Source organism: Pseudarthrobacter arbutini, assembly GCF_054510915.1.
This window is the reverse complement of the sequence record NZ_JBTNDQ010000010.1, coordinates 1-20,133: the sequence shown is the minus strand read 5'-3', so window position 1 is coordinate 20,133 and position 20,133 is coordinate 1. Positions and strand designations below refer to the sequence as shown.

At 67.1% G+C, this 20,133-nt stretch carries 15 protein-coding genes and 1 pseudogene; 5 read left to right on the top strand and 11 right to left on the bottom strand.

Annotated features, from left to right (window positions below):
* Positions 1 to 40 precede the first annotated feature (40 nt).
* Positions 41 to 1,630 (top strand): APC family permease, encoded by a 1,590-nt coding sequence (locus ACX80V_RS12500; RefSeq protein ID WP_485843402.1) that lies wholly within the window; start codon positions 41 to 43, stop codon positions 1,628 to 1,630.
* Here ACX80V_RS12500 and ACX80V_RS12495 read toward each other — a convergent pair.
* The 8 genes and pseudogenes from ACX80V_RS12495 to ACX80V_RS12460 all read right to left on the bottom strand — a co-directional run bounded on the left by ACX80V_RS12495 (position 1,627) and on the right by ACX80V_RS12460 (position 9,092).
* Positions 1,627 to 1,782 (bottom strand): hypothetical protein, encoded by a 156-nt coding sequence (locus ACX80V_RS12495; protein WP_485843401.1) that lies wholly within the window; start codon positions 1,780 to 1,782, stop codon positions 1,627 to 1,629. The two genes, ACX80V_RS12500 and ACX80V_RS12495, sit on opposite strands and share 4 nt — an antisense overlap.
* Complete coding sequence (locus ACX80V_RS12490; protein ID WP_485843400.1) at positions 1,779 to 3,155, bottom strand: NtaA/DmoA family FMN-dependent monooxygenase; 1,377 nt, start codon at positions 3,153 to 3,155, stop codon at positions 1,779 to 1,781. The genes ACX80V_RS12495 and ACX80V_RS12490 overlap by 4 nt, the downstream gene beginning before the upstream one ends.
* A 10-nt stretch (positions 3,156 to 3,165) precedes the next feature.
* Positions 3,166 to 4,257, bottom strand: a complete 1,092-nt coding sequence (locus ACX80V_RS12485) for an LLM class flavin-dependent oxidoreductase (RefSeq protein ID WP_485843399.1) — start codon at positions 4,255 to 4,257, stop codon at positions 3,166 to 3,168.
* Positions 4,254 to 5,129, bottom strand: coding sequence for a DUF1684 domain-containing protein (locus ACX80V_RS12480; protein ID WP_485843398.1), 876 nt, complete (start codon positions 5,127 to 5,129; stop codon positions 4,254 to 4,256). Before ACX80V_RS12480 ends, ACX80V_RS12485 begins: the two co-directional genes overlap by 4 nt.
* A pseudogene (locus ACX80V_RS12475) lies at positions 5,113 to 6,230 on the bottom strand (LLM class flavin-dependent oxidoreductase). The gene ACX80V_RS12480 and the pseudogene ACX80V_RS12475 overlap by 17 nt, the downstream one beginning before the upstream one ends.
* The gene (locus ACX80V_RS12470) at positions 6,227 to 7,270 is read right to left on the bottom strand and encodes a transporter substrate-binding domain-containing protein (RefSeq protein WP_485843397.1); all 1,044 of its coding nucleotides are present in this window, start codon (positions 7,268 to 7,270) and stop codon (positions 6,227 to 6,229) included. Before ACX80V_RS12470 ends, ACX80V_RS12475 begins: the two are co-directional and overlap by 4 nt.
* A gap of 11 nt (positions 7,271 to 7,281) precedes the next feature.
* Positions 7,282 to 8,079 carry an amino acid ABC transporter ATP-binding protein gene (locus tag ACX80V_RS12465; protein WP_485843396.1) on the bottom strand — a complete coding sequence of 266 codons (798 nt, stop codon included), beginning with the start codon at positions 8,077 to 8,079 and terminating at the stop codon, positions 7,282 to 7,284.
* Complete coding sequence (locus tag ACX80V_RS12460) at positions 8,076 to 9,092, bottom strand: amino acid ABC transporter permease (protein ID WP_485843395.1); 1,017 nt, start codon at positions 9,090 to 9,092, stop codon at positions 8,076 to 8,078. Before ACX80V_RS12460 ends, ACX80V_RS12465 begins: the two co-directional genes overlap by 4 nt.
* 320 nt (positions 9,093 to 9,412) lie before the next feature.
* Between ACX80V_RS12460 and ACX80V_RS12455 the strand changes: the two genes are divergently transcribed.
* The 4 genes from ACX80V_RS12455 (at position 9,413) to ACX80V_RS12440 (ending at position 14,844) form a co-directional block, all read left to right on the top strand.
* Positions 9,413 to 11,386, top strand: a complete 1,974-nt coding sequence (locus tag ACX80V_RS12455) for an FAD/NAD(P)-binding protein (RefSeq protein WP_485843394.1) — start codon at positions 9,413 to 9,415, stop codon at positions 11,384 to 11,386.
* A 138-nt stretch (positions 11,387 to 11,524) separates the two neighbouring features.
* Positions 11,525 to 11,995 carry a GNAT family N-acetyltransferase gene (locus tag ACX80V_RS12450; protein WP_485843549.1) on the top strand — a complete coding sequence of 157 codons (471 nt, stop codon included), beginning with the start codon at positions 11,525 to 11,527 and terminating at the stop codon, positions 11,993 to 11,995.
* Positions 11,996 to 11,999: 4 nt separating this feature from the next.
* Positions 12,000 to 13,721 (top strand): helicase HerA-like domain-containing protein, encoded by a 1,722-nt coding sequence (locus tag ACX80V_RS12445; protein WP_485843393.1) that lies wholly within the window; start codon positions 12,000 to 12,002, stop codon positions 13,719 to 13,721.
* Positions 13,722 to 13,851: 130 nt separating this feature from the next.
* Entirely contained in the window at positions 13,852 to 14,844 is a 993-nt protein-coding gene (locus tag ACX80V_RS12440; RefSeq protein ID WP_485843548.1) for a hypothetical protein, read from the top strand.
* A 195-nt stretch (positions 14,845 to 15,039) separates the two neighbouring features.
* Here ACX80V_RS12440 and ACX80V_RS12435 read toward each other — a convergent pair whose 3' ends face one another.
* From ACX80V_RS12435 to ACX80V_RS12425, 3 genes are all read right to left on the bottom strand, one after another.
* On the bottom strand, positions 15,040 to 17,091 hold the full coding sequence (locus tag ACX80V_RS12435; protein WP_485843392.1) for an NHL domain-containing thioredoxin family protein: 2,052 nt from the start codon (positions 17,089 to 17,091) through the stop codon (positions 15,040 to 15,042).
* Positions 17,091 to 19,241, bottom strand: coding sequence for a bifunctional copper resistance protein CopD/cytochrome c oxidase assembly protein (locus tag ACX80V_RS12430; RefSeq protein WP_485843391.1), 2,151 nt, complete (start codon positions 19,239 to 19,241; stop codon positions 17,091 to 17,093). Before ACX80V_RS12430 ends, ACX80V_RS12435 begins: the two co-directional genes overlap by 1 nt.
* Positions 19,242 to 19,359: 118 nt before the next feature.
* The gene (locus ACX80V_RS12425; protein WP_056341443.1) at positions 19,360 to 19,647 is read right to left on the bottom strand and encodes an HU family DNA-binding protein; all 288 of its coding nucleotides are present in this window, start codon (positions 19,645 to 19,647) and stop codon (positions 19,360 to 19,362) included.
* Between the last annotated feature and the right edge of the window lie 486 nt (positions 19,648 to 20,133).

Genomic DNA, 20,133 nt, shown 5'->3' with positions numbered 1-20,133 from the left:
CCGGTCATCACTATCGTGCTTTTCTGATTTAGGAGTCCACATGGCGGAACCCAGCAAGAGTATTGATTCAAGCGGCATGGACGAGTTTGGTTATACGCAGACCCTGGACCGGAGCATCGGCAAGTTTGCCAGCTTCGCGGCAGGTGTTAGCTACATCTCCATCCTCACAGGTGTTTTTCAACTGTTCTACTTTGGCTTTTCCATGGCCGGCCCGGCGTACGCGTGGTCCTGGCCCCTCGTCTTCGCAGGCCAGCTGATGGTGGCCCTGTGTTTCGCCGAGCTGGCGGGCCGCTACCCGGTAGCCGGATCGGTGTACAACTGGGCCAAGCGGCTCACCTCCGGGACCTGGTCCTGGCTGGCGGGCTGGCTGCTGCTCATCTCGTCCATCGTGGCGCTCGGCGCCGTGGCCCTGGCCCTGCAGCTCACCCTTCCGCAGCTCTGGTCAGGCTTCCAGATCATCGGTGACGGAACGGGCACCTACGACTTCGCCCTCAACGGCGTGCTGCTGGCGAGCATCATGATTTCCATCTCCACCCTCATCAACGCCTTCGGCGTGAAGCTGATGACCAGGATCAACAGCATCGGCGTCTTTGTTGAGCTGACCGCGGCCGTACTGCTGATCCTGGCGCTGGGGTGGCACGTTGTGCGGGGGCCTGAGGTCTTCTTCGACACCGCCGGCTTCGGGGAAGGCCACGACCTCGGCTTCTTCGGTGTGTTCCTGATCGGCGCCATGGCCTCCGGCTACGTTATGTACGGCTTCGACACCGCCAGCTCCCTGGGTGAAGAAACGAAGGACCCCAAACGCACGGCACCCAAGGCCATCCTGCGCGCCATCACGGCATCCTTCGTGCTGGGCGGCCTGATCCTGCTCTTTAGCATCCTGGCAGCCCCGGACCTGGCCGACCCCAAGCTCGGGGCGGCCGACGGCGGCCTGCAGCATCTGGTGCTCTCCGTGCTTGGAGGCCCCTTCGGCAAGGCCTTCCTCGCCTGCATCGTAGTGGCCGTGGTGGTCTGCACCCTGGCCGTCCATGCTGCCGCCATCCGGATGATGTTCGCCATGGCCAGAGACAACAACCTGCCGTTCAGCCGGCAGCTCAGCAAAGTGGATCCGGTCCGCAGGACCCCCACTGTCGCTGCCATCGTGGTCGGGATCATGGCCGTCATCCCGCTACTGGTCAACGTAATGCAGCCGGCCATCTTCACCATCCTCTCCAGCATCAGCATCGTCCTGATTTACCTGTCCTACCTGCTGGTCACCTTTCCGATGCTGCGCAACCGGCTCCTGAAGAAGTGGCCGCTTGCCGACGACGGCTCCGAACCCGGATTCAGCCTGGGCAAGTGGGGACTGCCTGTGAACATCCTCGCGGTCCTGTGGGGCGGTGCCATGACACTGAACCTGGTGTGGCCGCGCCAGGAGATCTACAACTCGGTGCCGCCGTTCGAGTGGTACCTGCAGTGGGGCGGGGTGATCTTCGTGGCAGCGGTCGCCAGCGGCGGGGCCCTGCTGTACCGGCTGAAGATCCGCCATCAGACGGGGGTGCTGGCGGAGCACGCGGCACATCCGTCGTCGGGCTCCGACCTGCAGTTAACATCGGCTGAAAGCAGCGTGGCGGACGCCAAAGTACGCTAGAGGCGCTGTTCCCACACCGTCAGCTGCAGCTGCACGTTCCCCAGGGAAGGGTCGACGACGGCACTCTCCTTTCCGCCGTCGGCCCCTCCGAGGAAGCTGCGGCGCACTTTCTCCCACAGGCGCGGCAACAGGCCGTGGCGGTCCGCGCTCATGAGGCGCGGACCGCCTCAGCAGCTTCGTCAACCGAACGAACGGGAGTTGCCAGGGACAGGTTTTCACGCAGCGTGCTGCCCCGGTACTCCGTCGGGTAGACGCCGCGTTCCTGCAATTCCGGCACCAGGTGGTTCACGATGTCATCCAGGCCGGACGGGATCAGCCACGGCGAGATGTTGAAGCCGTCCACCGCGCCGACCCGGGCATATTCAGCCAGCTGGTCCGCCACCGCGGAGTACGAGCCTGTGAACGTGGCGTCCACGCGGGCTGTGCGGGAGGTGACGAACTGGCGGATGGAGAGGCCCTTGTCCTTGGCCTCTGCCCGCCACTGCTCCGCCAGCTGCCGAGCTTTGGCACCGTGGAAGCCGCTGCCGCGGGTCTCGGAGGTTTCCTCCACCACAGGATCAATCTCCGGGAGCGGCCCGTCCGGATCGTATGCCGACAGCTCGCGGCCCCAGAACTGCTCCAGGTAAGCCACGGCCTGCTGCGGACCGATTTGCAGGCTGCGCACCCATTCCTTCTTCGCCGCAGCCTCGTCAGCCGTGGGTGCCAGGATGAATTCGCTGGCCGGCATGATCTGTACCGCGTTGGCTCCGCGGCCCGCGTTCAGCGAGCGTGCCACGAGGTCCTTGCGGAACTCGACGGCAGCATCAAACTTCGGGTGGGCCGAAAAGATTACATCCGCCTGGCGGGCAGCAAAGTCGCGGCCTTCCGGGGAGTCGCCTGCCTGGAAGAGCACGGGCCGGTACTGCGCACTTCGAGGCAGCCGAGGGGTCACGTCCACGGTGTAGTGCTGCCCTTTATGGAGTACGCGGCCCGCGGGTCCCTCAGCAGTTTCCCAGGAGTCCCAAATGCGCTTGGCCGTCTCCACGAATGCTTCAGCGTGCCTGTAACGGTCGGCGTGGTCCAGGTATCCGCCGCGCCGGAAGTTGGCACCGGTCCAGGCGTTGTCCGTGGTCACGATGTTCCACGCGGCACGCCCACCCGAAATCAGGTCAAGGGACGAGAGGCGGTGTGCCAGGTCGGCGGGGTCGTTGTACGTGGTGTTCTGGGTGGCCACCAGTCCGATGTTTGTGGTCACGGAAGCCAACGCCGCGAGCATGGTCTGCGCGTCCGGCCGGCCCACCACGTCCAGAGCGTGGGGCCTGCCGAGGTGTTCCCGCAGGCGGAGGCCTTCGCCCAGGAAGAACGCGGCGAACAGTCCCCGCTCGGCCGTCTGCACAATACGGCGGAACGATTCAAAGTCGGTCTGCGAACCGGATTCGGCTGCCTTCCAGATGGTTCCGGAGTTGACGCCCTGGAAAAAGACGCCGAACTGCAGCTGGCCCGTCGGCACAAAAACGTCGGATTGGGCTCTGCTGTGCTGTGTCATGGTCTTCCCCTTAGTTTCCGGCGGCAGTGGCCGCGGATGAGTCTGCGTAGCGGCTGGCCGGGCGCTTAAGTCCCAGCAGGTCCCGGAAAGTGCCGCCAGGGACCGGGGCACGCAAGGCGCCGCGGCGCCGTAGTTCGGGCAGGACCAGCCGTGAAAGTTCGTCCAGTTCCAGGGCGAGCGACGCCGGGTGGAGGCGGACGCCGTCGGCCTCCACCAGGAGGGACTCAAGGAGGTCCGCCAGACCGGCAGCAGTGCCGGCGTAACGTGCGCGGCCACTGTCGAAGCGGGCCGAGCGATCGGCGGCGGCCAGCCCGCGCGAGTCCAGGACCACGTCGAGCTCGGCAATGACCGCCACCGGCGCTCCCAGCCGGCTTCGAACATCCCTGATTTCGGCGGCGAGCAGTTCGGGCGTCGGTGCGGTGACGAGCACGGCATCAACGGCGTCCGCCGGAACCTGCCCCTCGCCCACCAGCGACGCGGCAGCCAGCACCGGCAACTGCCCCTGCAACGGCCGGGGAATGATGGACGGGCCCTTGACCGAGTAGCCGGCGCCGGCAAAATCCGCCGGTGTTTCAAAGTCCGCATGGTGCAGCTTGTCCACGTCGATGTACCGTCCCGTGGCGACGTCGCGGATGACGGCGCCGTCCTCCCAGGAGTCCCACAGCCGGCGGGAAACCTCAATCGAAGCGGCCGCTTCCTGTGCAAGCGCGGCGCCGGTGACGTTGCTGCGCCCGACGGCGGCTGCCGCCTCCGGTGATTCCGCTGCGGTTGCGATCCACCCGGCACGGCCGCCGGAGACGTAGTCCAGGCTCGCGAGCTGGGTAGAGACGTGGAACGGTTCGGTGTGTACGGTGTCCACTTCGGGAACCAGGGCGATGCTCCGGGTTACCGGCCCGGCGTAGGCGGCGCGCTGCAGGGCGTTGGTCCGCCCCGCAACGGGCGCGTCGGTGAAGGTGGCAGCGTGGAAACCCGCGGATTCAGCGGCGAGGACGGCTTCGGCGAGGCTCGCGAAGTCCCCGCCATCCCACCCTGCTCCGTCAAGTTCGATCGCCAGGAATCCGGCGTGTCCCGCTTCGGTGGCGTGCTCTTCCGTTGTGCTCACTGCTCGTCCTGACGTTCGTGGGGGATCTGCTCGCCGGCTTCGATGGCCACGCTCAGCCGGTTCTCAGCTGGCGGCAGTGGGCAGGTGGCCAGGTCGGTGTAGGCGCAGGGCAGGTTCACCGCGCGGTTGAAATCAAGTTGCACAGACCCGTCCGGGCCCGGCGCCGCGACGGCGAGGGAGCGGTTGGCGGCGTAGGTGGTCCTGCCTGACGTTGCATCCGTGAACAGCACAGAGAGGGCGCCCTGCGCGTGGCCGTTGAAGGCCGTGAGGGTGAGGTCCTGGCCGTCGAGGCGGAAGCGGATCTCGCCCGGCGCCTCGTAAACGTGCTGGATGCCTTCGACGGCGGCACCCACTGTGGTGGCGCGCGGCTCGTCGAACGGTACGAACGTACCGGTGACTTCGAAGGCTAGGTCAGGTTCGTAGGCGGGCGTCCCGGTGTAACCGGTCAGCAGCGCGTTTTCAGGGTGACGAGGGCGGACTATGTACTCTCCGCCGCGCTTGGCCAGTTCGACGACGGTCTCCCCGGACGTGAGGTTGATTCCCTCCCGTTCGGCGATGGACTCGAAAGAGACGGTACCGCCGGCGCCGCCCGGGTTCAGCTCCTGGCCGTCCCGGCGCAGGCTTTCGCCGGCCGACAGAACCACCGTGACGGCGTCGTCCTTAACACTCCAGGTTCCCGGCACACCCTCAAGACGGGCCGCTGACCTGCCCAGCCAGTGCAGGTGGGTGACGGCCAGGAAGCCGTGCGGATCGGCGCGGTGCCGCTCGTGGGCGGCGTGCCACTCCTGCCAGGCGGTGGTGAAGGCGGCGGTGGAGGGGGCGGTGGAGGGGGCGGTGTCAGTGTCGATGTGAGTGTCAGTGTGCGTAGGCATGACTGCTCCTTTTGGCGTTGAGGGCGGCGGATTCGAGTCGGCTGCCGTAGGGGTCCTCGGTCTCCCACAGGGTGGTGGGGGCGGCTGCCCGGACGGCGGGGATGATTTCGAGAGCGAACCGTTCGAGGATGTCCAACTGCTGTCCGAACGGCAGCGTGGTGGGAAGCGAGATGGACTGCAGGTCGTGGCCGTAGTGCGAGTGGTAGCTGAGGATCTTGTCGATCACCTGTTCCGGGCTGCCCACGAGGGCCGGGCCCTCGGCGACGGCGTGCTGGATATCGCGGAAGGGCGAGTTGTTGCCGGGGACGTTGCGGTTGGCGGTCAATGCCTCATAGACCGGGCCAAACTGGCGGACGGCTTCCTGGGTGGTGTCCGCGATGAAGACCCCGCCGGCGCCGCTGCCCGAACCCAGGTACTGCCGCTTCGGTCGTGGCCATAACGCTCGTACTCTGCACGGTAGTGATCGATCAGCACCTGGTAGTTTTCCCGGGGCTGGATGGCGTTGGCGGTGAAGAGCAGGTCGCCCCACTTCGCGGCCAGCGCGGCGGACGTCAGGGTTGTAGCAGACCCGTGCCAAATCCGGGGCGGGCCCGCGAACGGACGCGGCGTGGTGGTGGTCGGTTCCGTCAGCGCCGCACGGAAGCGGCCGGACCAGGTAACGCCTTCCTCGCGCCAGAGCCGCAGCAGCCCGTACTTCTCGGCCAACAGGTCCCACTGGTCCGCGAGGTCCAGGCCAAAGAGCGGGTACTGCAGGACTTCGTTGCCCTTGCCGATCACCAGTTCCAGCCGGCCGCGGCTCAACTGGTCGATCGTCGCATAGTCCTCGGCCACCCGCACGGGATCCAGCACGGCGAGCACGGTGACGCCGCTCTGCAGCCGGATCCGGTCAGTGACCGCGGCGATGGCCGCCAGGACCGTGGTGGGCGATGAGGAAATGAACTCACCGGCGTGCCGCTCCCCCACCGAGAAGCTGTCGAAGCCAAGCTGTTCCGCCCGGCGCGCGGTTTCCACCACCTGGTTGAGCCGGTCCGCCGTGGAGACAATCTCACCGGTCAGGGGATTCTCGAGGTGCGGGATGATGTCCAGGACCTGGAACTTCACTTGGCTGCTCCGGTCTGGGTTGCTCCGGCCTGCGCAGTCCCGAAGTTGGCCTCGTTCACGGTCTTGGATTCCGGCAGGGCCTCCTCGGAGAGCCCCCAGCGTTCCAGGACTTCGGCGTACGAGCCGTCCTTGATGGCGGAGTTCAGCGCCTCCGAGAGCACGGGCGCGAGGCCGTTGCCCTTGAGTGTGGTGGCGGCCACCAGCGTTTCGGAGGGCCAGCCGGCGTTGACCTTGCCCACGATCTTCAGGTCGTCGCGGGTGTTCTCGCGGTACGCCGTGGACGGGTACGGGGCGATGTTCAGGTCGGTCCGGCCGGAGGAGAGCGCCAGGATGGTGTCCGCGTCCGAGGAGTAGTACTGCAGGACGGCCGGCGCCTTGCCCTTGCCTTCCAGCTCGGCATTCCACGCCAGCAGGATCTTTTCCTGGTTGGTGCCCGAGCCCACGGAAATCCTCAGGCCGGAGATGTCATCCGCGCCCTTGATGTTGTAGGTGGCGGACTTCTTGGCCTCGAATCCCATAAACGCCGCGCGGTACGTGGCGAAGTCGAACAGCTTCACCCGGTCCTTGTTGACGCCCACGTTGGAGAACACGGCCTCGAAGTCCCCGGACTGGGTCTTCAGCGGCCAGTTTTCCCAGGACGTCACCTGGATGTCGAGTTCCAGCCCCAGCTTGTCCGCCACCAGCTGGGCGATGTCCAGCTCCGAGCCGATGGCCGTTTTGTCGTCCGTGGCGTGGAAGGACAGAGGGATGGAGCCCGCCGTGGTGGCCACGGTCAGCTTGCCGTCCTTGCCGATCAGCTCCGGCACCTGCGCGGCGAGCGCCGCATCCTTCTCTGCCCGGACCCGCTGCTGGTCCGGGGAGGTGTTGTACACAACACCGTTGCGGGCCGCCGTCGTCGACGCATCAGTCGCACCGGAAGCTGCGGCGCCGGGATCTGAGCAGGCGGACAGCGCTGCGGTGCCAAGAAGTACGACGGCGGGCAGGGCCACCAGGGAGCGCACCCGGCCACCGCGGCGGTTAAGGTCTGTGAAGAAAGCCATGGGAAGTTCCTTTAGATGTTGAAGGCCGGTTCGAGCACTTTGGAGAGGAAGCTCCGGGTGCGTGGTTCCTGCGGGTTGGTGAAGATCTGTTCCGCGCTGCCCTGTTCCACGATCTGGCCCTCGTCCATAAACACCACGGTGTCCGCCACGTCGCGGGCGAACCCCATCTCGTGGGTGACGATGATCAGGGTGGTGCCGGACTTCGCGAGTTCGCGGATGACGTCGAGGACCTCGTTCACCAGCTCGGGGTCCAGGGCGGAGGTGGGCTCGTCGAACAGCAGGATTTTCGGGTTCAGCGCCAGTGCACGGGCAATGGCCACGCGTTGCTGCTGGCCGCCCGACAGCTGCCGGGGGTACGCGCCGGCTCGGTCTTTGAGGCCAACGCGGTCCAGGAGTTCCAGGCCGCGGCGGCGGGCTTCCTCCTTGGACCGGCCCTGCGCGACGACGGGCGCTTCGGCCACGTTCTCCAGCGCGGTGAGGTGCGGGAAGAGGTTGAAGTTCTGGAACACCATGCCGATTTCGGTGCGCTGCTTCAGGATCGCCTTCTCGCGAAGCTCGTGCAGCCGCCTGCCGCGGACCTCATAGCCCACCAGTTTTCCGTCGATGGCGATGTGGCCGCCGTCCACCTTTTCCAGGTGGTTGATGGTGCGCAGCAGGGTGGATTTGCCGGAGCCGGACGGGCCAACGATCACGGCCACGCCCCCGGGTTCAACGGTCAGGGTGATGCCCTTGAGGACATCGGTGGCGCCGAAGGACTTCCGGACTTTGGTGATTTCCACGAGGCCGCGGGTGGCAGTAGCGGTGCTCAACGGGGGCTCCTTGCACGGTTGGGTGCCACGGCGTGGGTGGCGAAGAATTTGCGGGCCTTCTGGAGCGGCGTCAGCGGCAGGGTCCGGACGGCGCCCTTGGAGTAGTGCCGTTCGATGTAGTACTGGAAGACGCTGAGGACGGAGGTGATCACCACGTACCAGAGCGTGGCCACCAGGAGCAGCGGCAGGACCTGCTGGGTGCGGTTGTAGATGACCTGCACGGTGTAGAACAGCTCAGAATAGGCCAGGACGTAGACGATGGAGGTGCCCTTGACCAGGCCGATGATCTCGTTGAACGCCGTGGGCAGGATGGCCCGCATGGCCTGCGGCAGGACGATACGGGTGGACCGGCGCCAGGCGGGAATGCCCAGCGCGGCTGCGGCTTCGAGCTGCCCCTGGTCCACGGACAGGATGCCGCCGCGGATGATTTCCGCCGAGTAGGCGGCCTGGTTCAGGGTCAGCCCCAACACTGCTGCCGCAAACTGGCTGATCAGTGTGGTGGTCTGCACCTCGAAGAAGCGGACATCCGTGAACGGGATCCCCAGGCTGATCTTCTCGTACAGATAGCCCAGGTTGTACCAGAGCAGCATCTGCACCAGCAGCGGGGTGGAGCGGAAGATCCAGGAGAACGTCCAGGAAACGGAGACCAGCAGCGGCGAGGCGGACAGCCGCATCAGCCCGAGGATGAAGCCCAGGACAAACCCCAGCAGGCCGGAAATGGCCGTCAGCTTGAGCGTCTCCAGAAGCCCGTTCACTACGGACTGGGCGGTGAACCACTGCGCCACTACGCCCCACTCCCAGCGCGGGTTGGTGGCCAGCGACCACGCGACGGCAACAATGGCGAGGGCTACCGCTGCCGTTCCCACCCAGCGCCACGGATGCTTCGCGGCCACCAGGGGGAACCCGGAGTAGTCGGTGGCCGCCGCGGTGGGCGCCGGCTCGGCGGCCTGCCGTGCTTTTGCTGACTGTGCTGACTCTGCCGGCTGGGCCACGTCGGTTGCTGCTGAACTCATGCGCCACCTCGCTTCTGATGCGTCGGGATTTTCGGTGCCGGAACGGGTTGCTCCGGGCTGCTGGCTGCCAATCTAGGGCGGTCAGGAAAGGGGCAGCAAGGCAGCAGGTTGCATAACTTCACCCGGCTTCGCACAGCGTCATGCGTCGGTTTCTTGCGTCTCTTGACCTGCTGTGACGCGGAGTTAACGGGCATTACCGGCCCGTCGACCGCCGCCGTCAACGCTGCCTAGCATGGGCACTCAGCCACCCGTCCGGGCGGCCCCGCCCACACCGTCCCATTCCCGCCACACCGCCCGCACCGACCCGATCAGGAGCCACCATGCCAGCGAACGCCCCCTCGGTTGTCTTCATCGGCGGCGGTCCGCGGGCGGCAGGGGTGCTGGAGCGGCTGGCCGCCAACCGGGACGAGCTCTTCCCCGGCCCGCTGGACCTCCACGTGGTGGAACCGTATGAGCCGGGTTCGGGGCGGATCTGGCGCTACGACCAGCACCCCGGCCTCATGCTCAACTCGGCCGCCGCGGATGTCACCATGTTCACCGATTCCTCCGTGGCATGCGAGGGCCCCGCCGCCGACGGGCCCGGGCTCGCCGGATGGGCCGCCGGCGTCCTCGACGGTTCCATCACGGACGTGCCGGATTTTCCCGTTGCCATCCGTGAGCAGTTGCGTGCACTGACGGGCGCCACCTTCCCCACCCGCCAACTCCACAGCCAGTACCTGGAATGGTTCTTCCGCCGGGCAGCTGCGAAACTCGGCGGGACGGTCACCGTCCACCGCACCACCGCAGTGGCAGTTGAGCGTGCCGGTGACTTCTCCTCCACAACCGCGGACGACGCCGGCACGCACCTCGTGCGGCTGGCCAACGGCGGGACGTTGCGGGCCGACGTCGTGGTCACCGCACTCGGCCACACGGATTCACAGCCGGACGCCGCCTCCGCCGGCTGGTCCGGCTTCGCCGCCCGGCACGGCGCCTTCCATGCGGCACCCAGCTACACCACCGACGTCGACTATTCAGCCCTCGTCCCGGGCCAGGACGTCATTGTGGCCGGGATGGGCCTGGCGTTTGTGGACCTGATGGTGCTGCTGATGGAAGGGCGCGGCGGCCGGTTCGAGGAAACACCCGACGGCGGCCTGCGGTACCGGGCGTCCGGCAGGGAGCCGCGGCTGTGGGCCGGGTCGCGGCGCGGGGTGCCCTACCACTCCAAGCTTTCCGCGGCCCTGCGCGGCGAGGCTCCCGGCAGCCTGCGCTTCTTCACCGCCGCAGCCGTGGACGCACTGCTGGAGCAGCACGCCGAGCTCGATTTCCAGGACCACCTGTGGCCCCTCATCGCCAAGGAAGCCGGCTACAGGTACTACCGGGAGCTGTTCACCGGCAGCCCGGACCGCGTGAGCGCCGGCTGGCCGGAGTTTTCGGCCCGCTTCGCCGAGCTGGACTGGTACAGCACTGGACGGGAGGAGCTGGTGGCATCCTCCGTCCCGGACCCCGCCCTGCGCCTGGACCTCGAGGCCCTGGACCGGCCGTTCGCCGGGGCGTTGTTTAGCGGATCCGCCGACGTCCAGGAGGCCGTGGCCCGGTACATCGAGCAGGATCTCGCCCTCCGCGACAGCCCGGACCATCCGGAGACGCTGGCACTCTTTGTGGCGCTGCTGAAGGTGTACATGGACCTGGGCCGGCTGGTTCCCGCTGAGCGGCTCAACGCCCGGTCCCAGCAGACCGTCCACGGCTGGTGGCATGGATTCTTCAGTTTCGTGGACTCCGGGCCGCCCCCGCGCCGGCTGCGCGAGATGCTGGCCCTGCACCGGGCCGGGCTGCTGCGGTTCCTTGGCCCGGGCCTTAGCGTCATGGCGGATGAGTCCACCGGCGAGTTTGTGGCTACGTCCCCGCAGGCAGGATTTGCCGTCCGGACCGCAGCGTTCATCGAAGCGCGGCTGCCGGCGACATCCGTGGCCCGGTCGCTCAACCCGATATTGGCGTCGCTCCATTTGTCCGGGCTGGGAAGCGAACAGCAGCTGCTCACGGCGGACGGCATCCACTCCACCGGAAAGCTGCTCGTCTCGGACCGGCACGAACTGCTGGACGGGCACGGCCGGGCAGGCGGGCGGCTCTTCGGCGTGGGGCCGGGAACGTCCGGCTGGGGCGCCGGCGCCTTCGCCAGACCCGGCACCAACGCCGCCCCGTTCCGCGAGAACGACGCCCTGGCCAGAAGTGTCCTCGGCGTCGCGGCAGAGCTGGCCTCGTCCCGCACGGCCGGCCAAGCCGCACCTGCCGAACCCGCCGCCGTCGGAAGAGCCTGAACAATGAACGTGAAAACCAGCATCCCCGCCAACCCGGCGCCACTGACCCCGGACGCCCTCACACAGGCGCCACTGAACCCGGCGGCACTGAACAGGTCCGCACTAAACAGGTCCGAACTCACCGTCCTGAACCTACCCATGCACGATCCGCGGGTCCGCCCGCTCCTGGATGAGCTGGCCGTGGAATACGATTCCCGCTACGGTGACCTCTTTGGCCGCGGAGCCGCGGCCGACGAACTCAACCGCTACCCGGCGTCGGAATTCAAGGGACCGGGCGGCGCGCTGCTGGTGGTCCAGGAAAACGGCGGGTCCATAGCCGGCGGCGCGTTCCGCCGGTACGACAACGAGACGGCGGAGTTCAAGCGGATCTGGACCCACTCGGCGCACCGCCGCCGCGGGCTCGCCCGTTTCGTCCTCGCGGAGCTGGAGGCGCTGGCGGCCCGCCGGGGCTATCGTCGAGTCTTCCTGACCACCGGTCCGCGCCAGCCTGAAGCCAAGCACCTGTACCTCACCTCGGGTTATGAGCCGCAGTTCGACCTGGACCAGGATCCGGAGATCATCAGGTCGCTCGCGTTCACCAAGAGTCTCCCGGCGGCCCCGCTAAGCTAGCGGCATGGCCAACAAAACCACTGCAGAAAAGCTCGCCACCATCCAGAAGGGCTACACCCTGGAGGGTGCCACCATCGAGTTGGGTGCCGCCATTGTGGACGGCGAACTCCACAAGGAAGCCCAGGTCCGCCTGCCGCTGGCCATGATGAACAGGCACGGCCTCGTAGCAGGCGCCACCGGCACCGGCAAGACCGTCACGCTGCACATGATGGCCGAGCAGCTGTCCGCGGCCGGAGTTCCCGTGTTCCTCGCGGACATCAAGGGTGACCTGTCCGGCCTGGCCACTGCGGCCGCCGGCAGCGAGAAGCTGAAGGCGCGCACGGACAGCATCGGCCAGGTCTGGGCCGGCAAGACGTTCCCGGTGGAGTTCCTGGCCCTGGGCGGCGACGGCAACGGCATTCCCGTCCGTGCCACCATCACCTCGTTTGGCCCCATCCTGCTCTCGCGTGTGATGGAGCTCAATGACACCCAGGAATCCAGCCTGCAGCTGGTCTTCCACTTTGCGGACAAGAACAACCTTGAGCTGATCGATCTCAAGGACCTCCGCGCGGTCATCCAGTTCCTCACCTCGGACGAGGGCAAGGACGAGCTGGAGGAACTGGGCGGCCTGTCCAAGGCCACCGCCGGCGTCATCCTCCGCGAACTGGTGAATCTCGAAGCGCAGGGCCTGGAACGGTTCTTCGGCGAGCCTGAGTTCGACACCGCCGAGCTGCTCCGGACCGCCCCGGACGGGCGCGGCGTTATCACCTGCCTGGAGCTGCCCACGCTGCAGACCAAGCCGATGCTGTTCTCGACCTTCCTGATGTGGCTGCTGGCTGACCTGTTCGAGGACCTCCCCGAAGCCGGCGACCTGGACAAGCCCAAACTGGTGTTCTTCCTCGATGAGGCCCACCTGCTGTTCAACGGCGCGTCCAAGGCCTTCCTGAACGCCATCACCACCACGGTCCGGCTGATCCGTTCCAAGGGTGTGGGGATCTTCTTCGTCACCCAGACCCCCAAGGACGTCCCGGCCGACGTCCTGGGCCAGCTGGCCAACCGCATCCAGCACGCCCTCCGCGCCTTCACCCCGGAGGACGCCAAGGCCCTGAAAGCCACCGTGTCCACGTTCCCGATGAGCGATTATGACCTCGAGGAGACCCTCACGTCCGCGGGGATCGGCGAGGCCGTCATTACCGTCATGAATGAGAAGGGCGCCCCGACGCCGGTCGCGCACACTCGCCTGCGCGCCCCGGAATCCGTCATGGGCCCCAGCACTGCGGAGCTCATCAAGAGCACGGTGGGCGGGTCCGCGTTGCTCCCAAAGTACGGGACCGCCGTGGACAACGTCTCCGCCTACGAGAAGCTCACCGGCAAGGGCGCTGCGCCCACCGGCGGAGCCGCGCCCGGCGAGCCCCCGGTTCCGGGGACTTCCGGGCAGCCAGGGCCGGGGCAGGCAGGTTCGGACCAGGCCGACGTCGACGCCGAGGCCCGCAGGATCGAAGAGGAAATCCTGGGCCGGCCCAGCAGCCGTCCCGCGCCGGATCGTGGTGCCGGCACTGATGCGCCCGCGCGGCGTGCACCGGAGCCTGCGGCCCCGGCCGGCGGCGGGATGGTGGGCGACATCGCCGGTGCACTCGGCGGGGCACTGGGCGGCGGGCTGAAGAGTATGGTCCGTTCCCTGGGCACGCAGCTTGGCCGGGAGCTGCTCCGCGGCGTCTTCGGCACCTCGTCCCGGCGCCGCCGGTAGGCAAAACCGGACGATGTCCCGCCCTGGACTTCCCGCCGTCGGGCATCAGGAAAGCCGCCGCACCCCGCTACACGGGGCGGCGGCGACACCTGTGTTCAGTGGGCTTGCAGGTAACGTAAGTGAAGTGCAGATGAGTCAGGCGTTGGTGAGGATGGCAGCAGGGTGGCTGCTTGGCCTCATGCTTGCCGTGGCCGCGGCCGTCGTTGGGGTCAACGTGGTGAACGATACGGTGGCGAGTCCACAGCAGCCTGTCCGGGAGTATCTCGACGCCCTCCACGAGGGCGACGGCGGCAGGGCGCTGGGTCTGTTGCGGGCCACTGTGCCGCCCAGCAACGCCGCCATGCTCGACGGCACAGCGCTGCAGACGGCCTCTTCCCGGCTGGCGAACGTCAGCATCGGCGAAGCCGAGGAACGCTCGGGCAACCAGGTCATGGTGCCCGTGCAGTACACGATCGATGGCAGCAGGCTTCGCACCGAGTTCCTGCTGGAGAAGACCGGCACGGAATGGCTGTTCTTTAATACGTGGGCGTTTGTGCCGTCGCGGCTGCCCACGGTGGGCCTGACGGTGGTGAATGCCAGCGAAGCCAACCTCAACGGCGTGCCGGTGAACATGCCCCAAGGGAGAAATTCGTTTGCCGTGTTCTATCCGGGTGAATACGAAGCCTCCCTGAACGGTGAATACTTCGCCGCGCCCGCCACACGCGCCACGGTGACATCCCGCGATGTCCCGGCGGCTCCGTTAAACCTGCTGACCGAGGCCACCGACCAGCTGCGGAAGGATGTGGGCGCGAAGGTCCAGGAGTTCCTGGACACCTGCGCCGCCGAAGCTGTGAAGCAGCAGAAGCTGCAGCCGGACTGCCCCTTCTACTTCGCCAGCACCAACAACGTGGACGACGGCACCATCAAGTGGACCATCACGGAGTACCCGGAGATATCCATCGAGCCCTTTGACGGCCGCTGGGTGGTTGCTCCCCTCGACGGGAAGGCCAAGGTGGAGGCGGTCCAGCAGAGTTCCTTCACGGGCGCCTGGTCCCCGCTCAACGAAGAGGTGGACTTCAGCTTCACCACCCGCCTGGACGTCGCCGGCGACACCATCAGGGTCACCCCGCTCCTGAGCTACTAGGCGCTAGCCCCGGCTACCGGCGGGCCTCGTGTAGCACGCTTTTGGCCACGAGCGGAGACGTTAACCCCGGAAATCCGCGGCCATCCCAGCCCGCGGCGCGCAAAAGGCTGCCTCCCGTGACATCAAGTCACAGAAGGCAGCCTCTTCACACCGGCTCAGCAAGCCGGCGCCGCAAAGCCGTAGCGGCGGCGGTGATCAGTCCATTCCGCGCAGGTCCAGGACCAACTCGGTGTCGCCGTCGTCCGTCAGGAGAACTGGGATGCCCCAGTCCTGCTGGTACAGGTGGCAGGCGGCGTGGTCCGGGATCTCGCCGTCCGCATCCTCCGGGCCGTCGCAGGCCGCGGCGCGGGCGGTGATGTGCAGGATGCCCTCCGGAATGTCGGAAGCCAGTTCCAGCGTGCGGAGGAGCCCCACCGAGGTTCCTCCGCCGGCCACAAGCAGCTCCGGCGGGGTGGAGGAGATCTTCAGCTGCGTGGGGTCGCCCCAGCGGTCGTCGAGCTTCTGCCCGGTGGGCGCGGTGAAGCGCACGGTCAGCTCGAGCAGCCCGGGGGCGACCGGGCTCTTGGGCCGGTGAGTCTGCGAGGCGCCCTCGTCCACCTGCTGGGCTTCCTTGGGGATGGGCACGTAGACCAGCTGGTGCTTGTTGGCCTCAACCACCACCAGCAGCGGCTCGGAGCCAGCGGCGTGCGTGTGGTCCACAATCACGTCGGAGGGTTCCGAAAGTCCGCGGGCCAGCGTGGACACGGTCCCGGCGGCGGGGTCGTAGCGCCGCACGGCACCGTTGTAGGTGTCGGCGATGGCAATGGAGCCGTCGGGCAGGACGGTGACGCCGAGGGGGTGCTGGAGGCGTGCCTCGGAGGCGGGGCCGTCGCGGAAGCCGAAGTCGAACAGGCCCTTGCCCACGGCAGTCACCACGGTGACCGTGCCGCCGTCGTCAATGACCAGCTTGCGGATGGCGGAGGTTTCGGAGTCCGCCACCCAGATGTTGCCGTCGGCGTCCTCGGCCAGGCCGGAGGGCTGAGCGAACCAGGCTTCGTGGGCGGGCCCGTCCAGCAAACCCTCCAGGCCGTTGCCGGCAATAATTGCCACGGCGCCGGTGAGGGGGTCGAAGCTGAAGATCTGGTGCGTGCCGGCCATGGCGATCACCACCGCGTTGAGCTTGGTGGACCAGACGACGTCCCACGGCGAGCTGAGGGACACTTCCAGCGGGTGCTCGCTGAGCTGGCCCGTGAAACCGGCAGCGTCTTCGTCCACGCGCGCGGGGCCGGTTTCCAGCAGGCGCTGCACACCGTTGCCAACAATCGTCGTGGCCTTGCCGTCCGTGAGCGAGAGCCCCCGGAGGCGGTGGTTGACGGAGTCTGCAATCACGACGTCGTAGCCCGCCTTCGCTGCCACCTCTTCCGGAAGCAGCACGAGGCCCTGCGGCTCGTTGAACCGTGCGGTCGGCTGGACGGAGTCGACGGCGGCCGCCGGGCCGTCAGCGTGTCCCTTGGTTCCGGAGCCGTAGGTGCGCAGCACCGTCTGGAAGTCGTTGCCCAGCTCCACGAGACGGTGGTGGCCCGTGTCGGTTACCAGCCAGGAACCCCCGGTGGCGGTATCCGCGGCAGCCGGAGTCCCGCCGTCGGACGCTCCCTGCACGCCTGAACCCTGGGCGCCTGAACCGGGTCCGGCGGAACCGCGCCCGGCGGGCAGGAACAGAGCCTTGCCGGGGAAGCGCAGCGTGCCCGAGGTCGCTTCCGGCGCCACGTACGGGCCGGAGCCGCGGTGCAGTGTGCCTTTGGCCTCGTGCTCGGCGATCAGCTCGGGGACGAGCACGGCCAGGCCGTCAGCGTGGCCTTCGCCGGACAGGTGCGCCACGATGTAGCCCTCGGGGTCGATGACCACCAGGGTGGGCCAGGCGCGCGCCGTGTACGCCTTCCAGGTCTCCAGCTCGGGGTCGTCCAGGACGGGGTGGTGGATCTCGTAGCGTTCCACGGCGGCGGCCAGGGCCACGGGATCTGCTTCGTGCTCAAACTTGGGCGAGTGGACGCCCACGGTGACCAGGACGTCGGAGTACTGTTCCTCGAGCGGGCGCAGCTCATCGAGGACGTGCAGGCAGTTGATGCAGCAGAAGGTCCAGAAGTCGAGCAGCACGATCTTGCCGCGCAGGGCTTCGAGGTCCAGCGACTTGCCGCCGGTGTTGAGCCAGTTGCGGCCCACCAGTTCGGAGGCGCGGACCCGGTGTTGGGTGCGTACGGTTTCGCTCATCAGCGTCCTTCCAGCTTTGAGTTGCGTTCAGCCAATCTGGCATCGCGTTCAGCCAATTTGGCAAACATATCGTTGTAAGCAGTGAGATCGGCGTCGTTATTCCTGTCCGCCGCCCGGTCCACGCGCTTGGTCTCCCGTTGATCGGACCGGGACCACATGATGGCCACGCCAAGTGCCACCAGGAGGGTGGGCACTTCCCCGATGCCCCAGGCCACGGCCCCGCCCATCTGCTGGTCCAGGAGAGCCGACGGCCCCCAGGCGCGGCCAAGGTTGCCGAAGTAGTCGGCCGCCAGCAGGCTGGTGCCGCCCATGATGGCGACGCCGAAGAACGCGTGGAAGCCCATGGTCGCCAGCAGCAGGAGCAGGCGCATGGGATACGGTGCGCGGCGGGGCAACGGGTCCGTGCCGATCATGCTCAGGATGAAGATGTAACCCGTGAGCGAGAAGTGCAGGGTCATGAGCTCGTGGCCTACGTGGTCCCGCATGGCGAAGCCAAACGCGTCCGAGTAGTAGAACAGCACGATGGACCCCGCGAAATTGGCCGCCGCGAAGATGGGGTGCGTTACCAGCTGGGAGAACTTGGAGTGGATAAACACGAGCAGCCATTCGCGCGCCCCCCGGGTGCCGTCGCCGCGGGCAGGCAACGCCCGCAGGGCCAGCGTCACCGGGGCGCCGAGCACCAGGAAGATGGGTGCCACCATGGTCAGCGCCATGTGGTCCACCATGTGCGCGGAGAAGAGGATCCTGCCATAGACCGACGGCGGCCCTGACGTGATGAAGGTCAGCACCAGGAGGCCGATCACCCAATTCACTGCGCGGAACCACTGCCACTTGTCGCCGCGTCCAAGCACCTTGGCGACGCCCAGGAAGTAGGCCACCAGCCCGAAGAGCACCACGGCCACCCAGAGCCAGTCAAAGCGCCACTCCGTCAGCCAGCGTTCCGGCGTCAGTTCAGGCGGCAGTTCGTAGCCGGTGAGGATAAAGGCCGGCGACGCGTCCGGCGCAAACGTGGTGGGCTGCGGCGGGGCCGACCGGCTCAGGGCCACGGCGACGCCGGAGGTGGCTCCCATAACCAGGAGCTCCACGAGCACCAGCTGCCACAGCACGCGGCGTGAGGACATGGCCAAGCCTTTGCGGCCCAGCTGGGGGATCACCCATTGCCGGTGCATCAAACCGATGCCGCCAAGGACCAGGGTGGCTGCCGATTTCGCGAGGATCAGCTGTCCGTAGGGGGAACCAAAAAGGTCACCCCAGTTGGTGATGCGGATGCTGGCATTGATGACGCCGGAGGCAAAGACGAGCACAAACGCAAAGCCGGCCAGGGAGGAGAACCGCCGCAGCGTCGGTTCGGTAATGTCGGCGGCCGTGCCGGGCTTCGAGCCGGTCAGGATTCCGGACAGCAGCGCCAGGACGACGATGCCGCCAACCCACGCGCTGACGCCCACAAGGTGCAGGCCCAGGGAGTTGATGGCGCCTTCATGGTCCGACGAGCTTGAGGAGTGGCCGATCAGCGCGGCGGGAACCAGCCCGGCCAGCGCCAGGATCAGCGTGAGGGCAAGGCCGCCAAGGGATCTGACACCGAACAGCGCCGTGGTCACCACGGCCGCGATGATGGTCACGCTCAACCATGCCCGGCCGGTCTCGATGTCCGTCATGAAGTACACCAGGGCGCGGGTGAACTCCGCGTCCCCGCCAACGGCCTGTCCGGCAACGTCTGAGTAAGTAAGGACCAGCACGGCCACCGCTGACAGCGTCCAGGCAGCACCCGCAGCGGCAGCAATGGCCAGGGCCCGGGCGAACGCCGGATGTTCCGGAGCGCCGCCGGTGTGGGTCCGCGACCGGGGACCCGCAGTTCTGGGGAGGATGCCGACGGCGAAGATCAGTCCGCCGATCACCGTCGCCAGTGCCACGTTGTGGATGGCCTTGCTGACGGGAAGCCCCCAGCGGACCAGTGCCCCCGGGTCAGAGACCTCACGGGCCGCGGCGGCGCCGGAGAAAAGGAGTGCCGCTGTCAGTCCCAGGAAGAGGGCTGCAAGGCCCGCGAGCTGCCACGGCCGGGAAATCCCCACGACGCCGCCAGCCCTGGCCGGGGCGCCCCTGTCGGGGCCTGGCTGGGGTGCTGTGGGACGGGATTTTGCTGCAGAAGGCACCTATCCATTGTCCGCTACGGGTGCCCGCGCGGCGAATCGGATTAAAGCAGAATCGGCTTAAAGCAAAGGAGCGGCAACCCTGAGGTTGCCGCTCCTTTGCTGCTGTTGCTGAAGAAGACTACTTCTTCTTGGCGACTGCAGCCTTCAGCTTGGAGCCGGCGGTCAGCTTGACGCTGTGGCCTGCCGCGATCTGGATGGTCTCGCCCGTCTGCGGGTTGCGGCCGGTGCGTGCTGCACGGTCGGTGCGCTCAACTGCGAGCCAGCCCGGGATGGTGATCTTCTCGCCGGCGGCGACGGAAGTCTCGAATACCTCGAACAGTGCATCGAGGACGGAGTTGACGGCTGCCTGGCTGGTGCCGGCCTTGCCTGCTACCTCTGAAACAAGTTCACTACGGTTCTTAGCCATTGATGTCCTCCTGGACGGTCACGATTTCTGGAGCCTGAACGCGGCATGCGTGCAAGCCACTGTTCGAAAACTTACCAGCTTGGGCCCGCGAGGTCCGCAAATTCCGCGTGTTTCCGCCATTTTTTGACTAAAATCACCGGTTTTCCGGGGAATTGCGGGGGAATTGCGCCCTCAGCGGACGCTCTCGCAGTTCCTGCAGTGTTCCGCCGGATGCTCTCTCAGTTCGTGCGACGTTCAGCCGGACGCTCTGTCACTTCGGGTGCCGGGTTGTGTGGTGCACGACGGCGGCAGGTGTGGTGGGGGCGGCGGTTTCGGTGGGGTGCCGGGCTGGTTGTGCGTTGGGGGGGTGTTTGTGGTGTGGGTGGTTAACGTGGGAGAGCCCCCCAACCTGGTGGTTGGGGGGCTCTCGACCATTTAATGATGTTCCGGCGGTGACCTACTCTCCCACACCCTCCCGGGTGCAGTACCATCGGCGCTGTGGGTCTT

Coding starts and splice junctions, on each gene's coding strand:
- ACX80V_RS12500 (WP_485843402.1), top strand. CDS start 41: ATGGCGGAACCCAGCAAGAGTATTGATTCAAGCGGCATGGACGAGTTT.
- ACX80V_RS12495 (WP_485843401.1), bottom strand. CDS start 1,782: ATGAGCGCGGACCGCCACGGCCTGTTGCCGCGCCTGTGGGAGAAAGTG.
- ACX80V_RS12490 (WP_485843400.1), bottom strand. CDS start 3,155: ATGACACAGCACAGCAGAGCCCAATCCGACGTTTTTGTGCCGACGGGC.
- ACX80V_RS12480 (WP_485843398.1), bottom strand. CDS start 5,129: ATGCCTACGCACACTGACACTCACATCGACACTGACACCGCCCCCTCC.
- ACX80V_RS12470 (WP_485843397.1), bottom strand. CDS start 7,270: ATGGCTTTCTTCACAGACCTTAACCGCCGCGGTGGCCGGGTGCGCTCC.
- ACX80V_RS12460 (WP_485843395.1), bottom strand. CDS start 9,092: ATGAGTTCAGCAGCAACCGACGTGGCCCAGCCGGCAGAGTCAGCACAG.
- ACX80V_RS12455 (WP_485843394.1), top strand. CDS start 9,413: ATGCCAGCGAACGCCCCCTCGGTTGTCTTCATCGGCGGCGGTCCGCGG.
- ACX80V_RS12450 (WP_485843549.1), top strand. CDS start 11,525: ATGCACGATCCGCGGGTCCGCCCGCTCCTGGATGAGCTGGCCGTGGAA.
- ACX80V_RS12445 (WP_485843393.1), top strand. CDS start 12,000: ATGGCCAACAAAACCACTGCAGAAAAGCTCGCCACCATCCAGAAGGGC.
- ACX80V_RS12440 (WP_485843548.1), top strand. CDS start 13,852: ATGAGTCAGGCGTTGGTGAGGATGGCAGCAGGGTGGCTGCTTGGCCTC.
- ACX80V_RS12435 (WP_485843392.1), bottom strand. CDS start 17,091: ATGAGCGAAACCGTACGCACCCAACACCGGGTCCGCGCCTCCGAACTG.
- ACX80V_RS12425 (WP_056341443.1), bottom strand. CDS start 19,647: ATGGCTAAGAACCGTAGTGAACTTGTTTCAGAGGTAGCAGGCAAGGCC.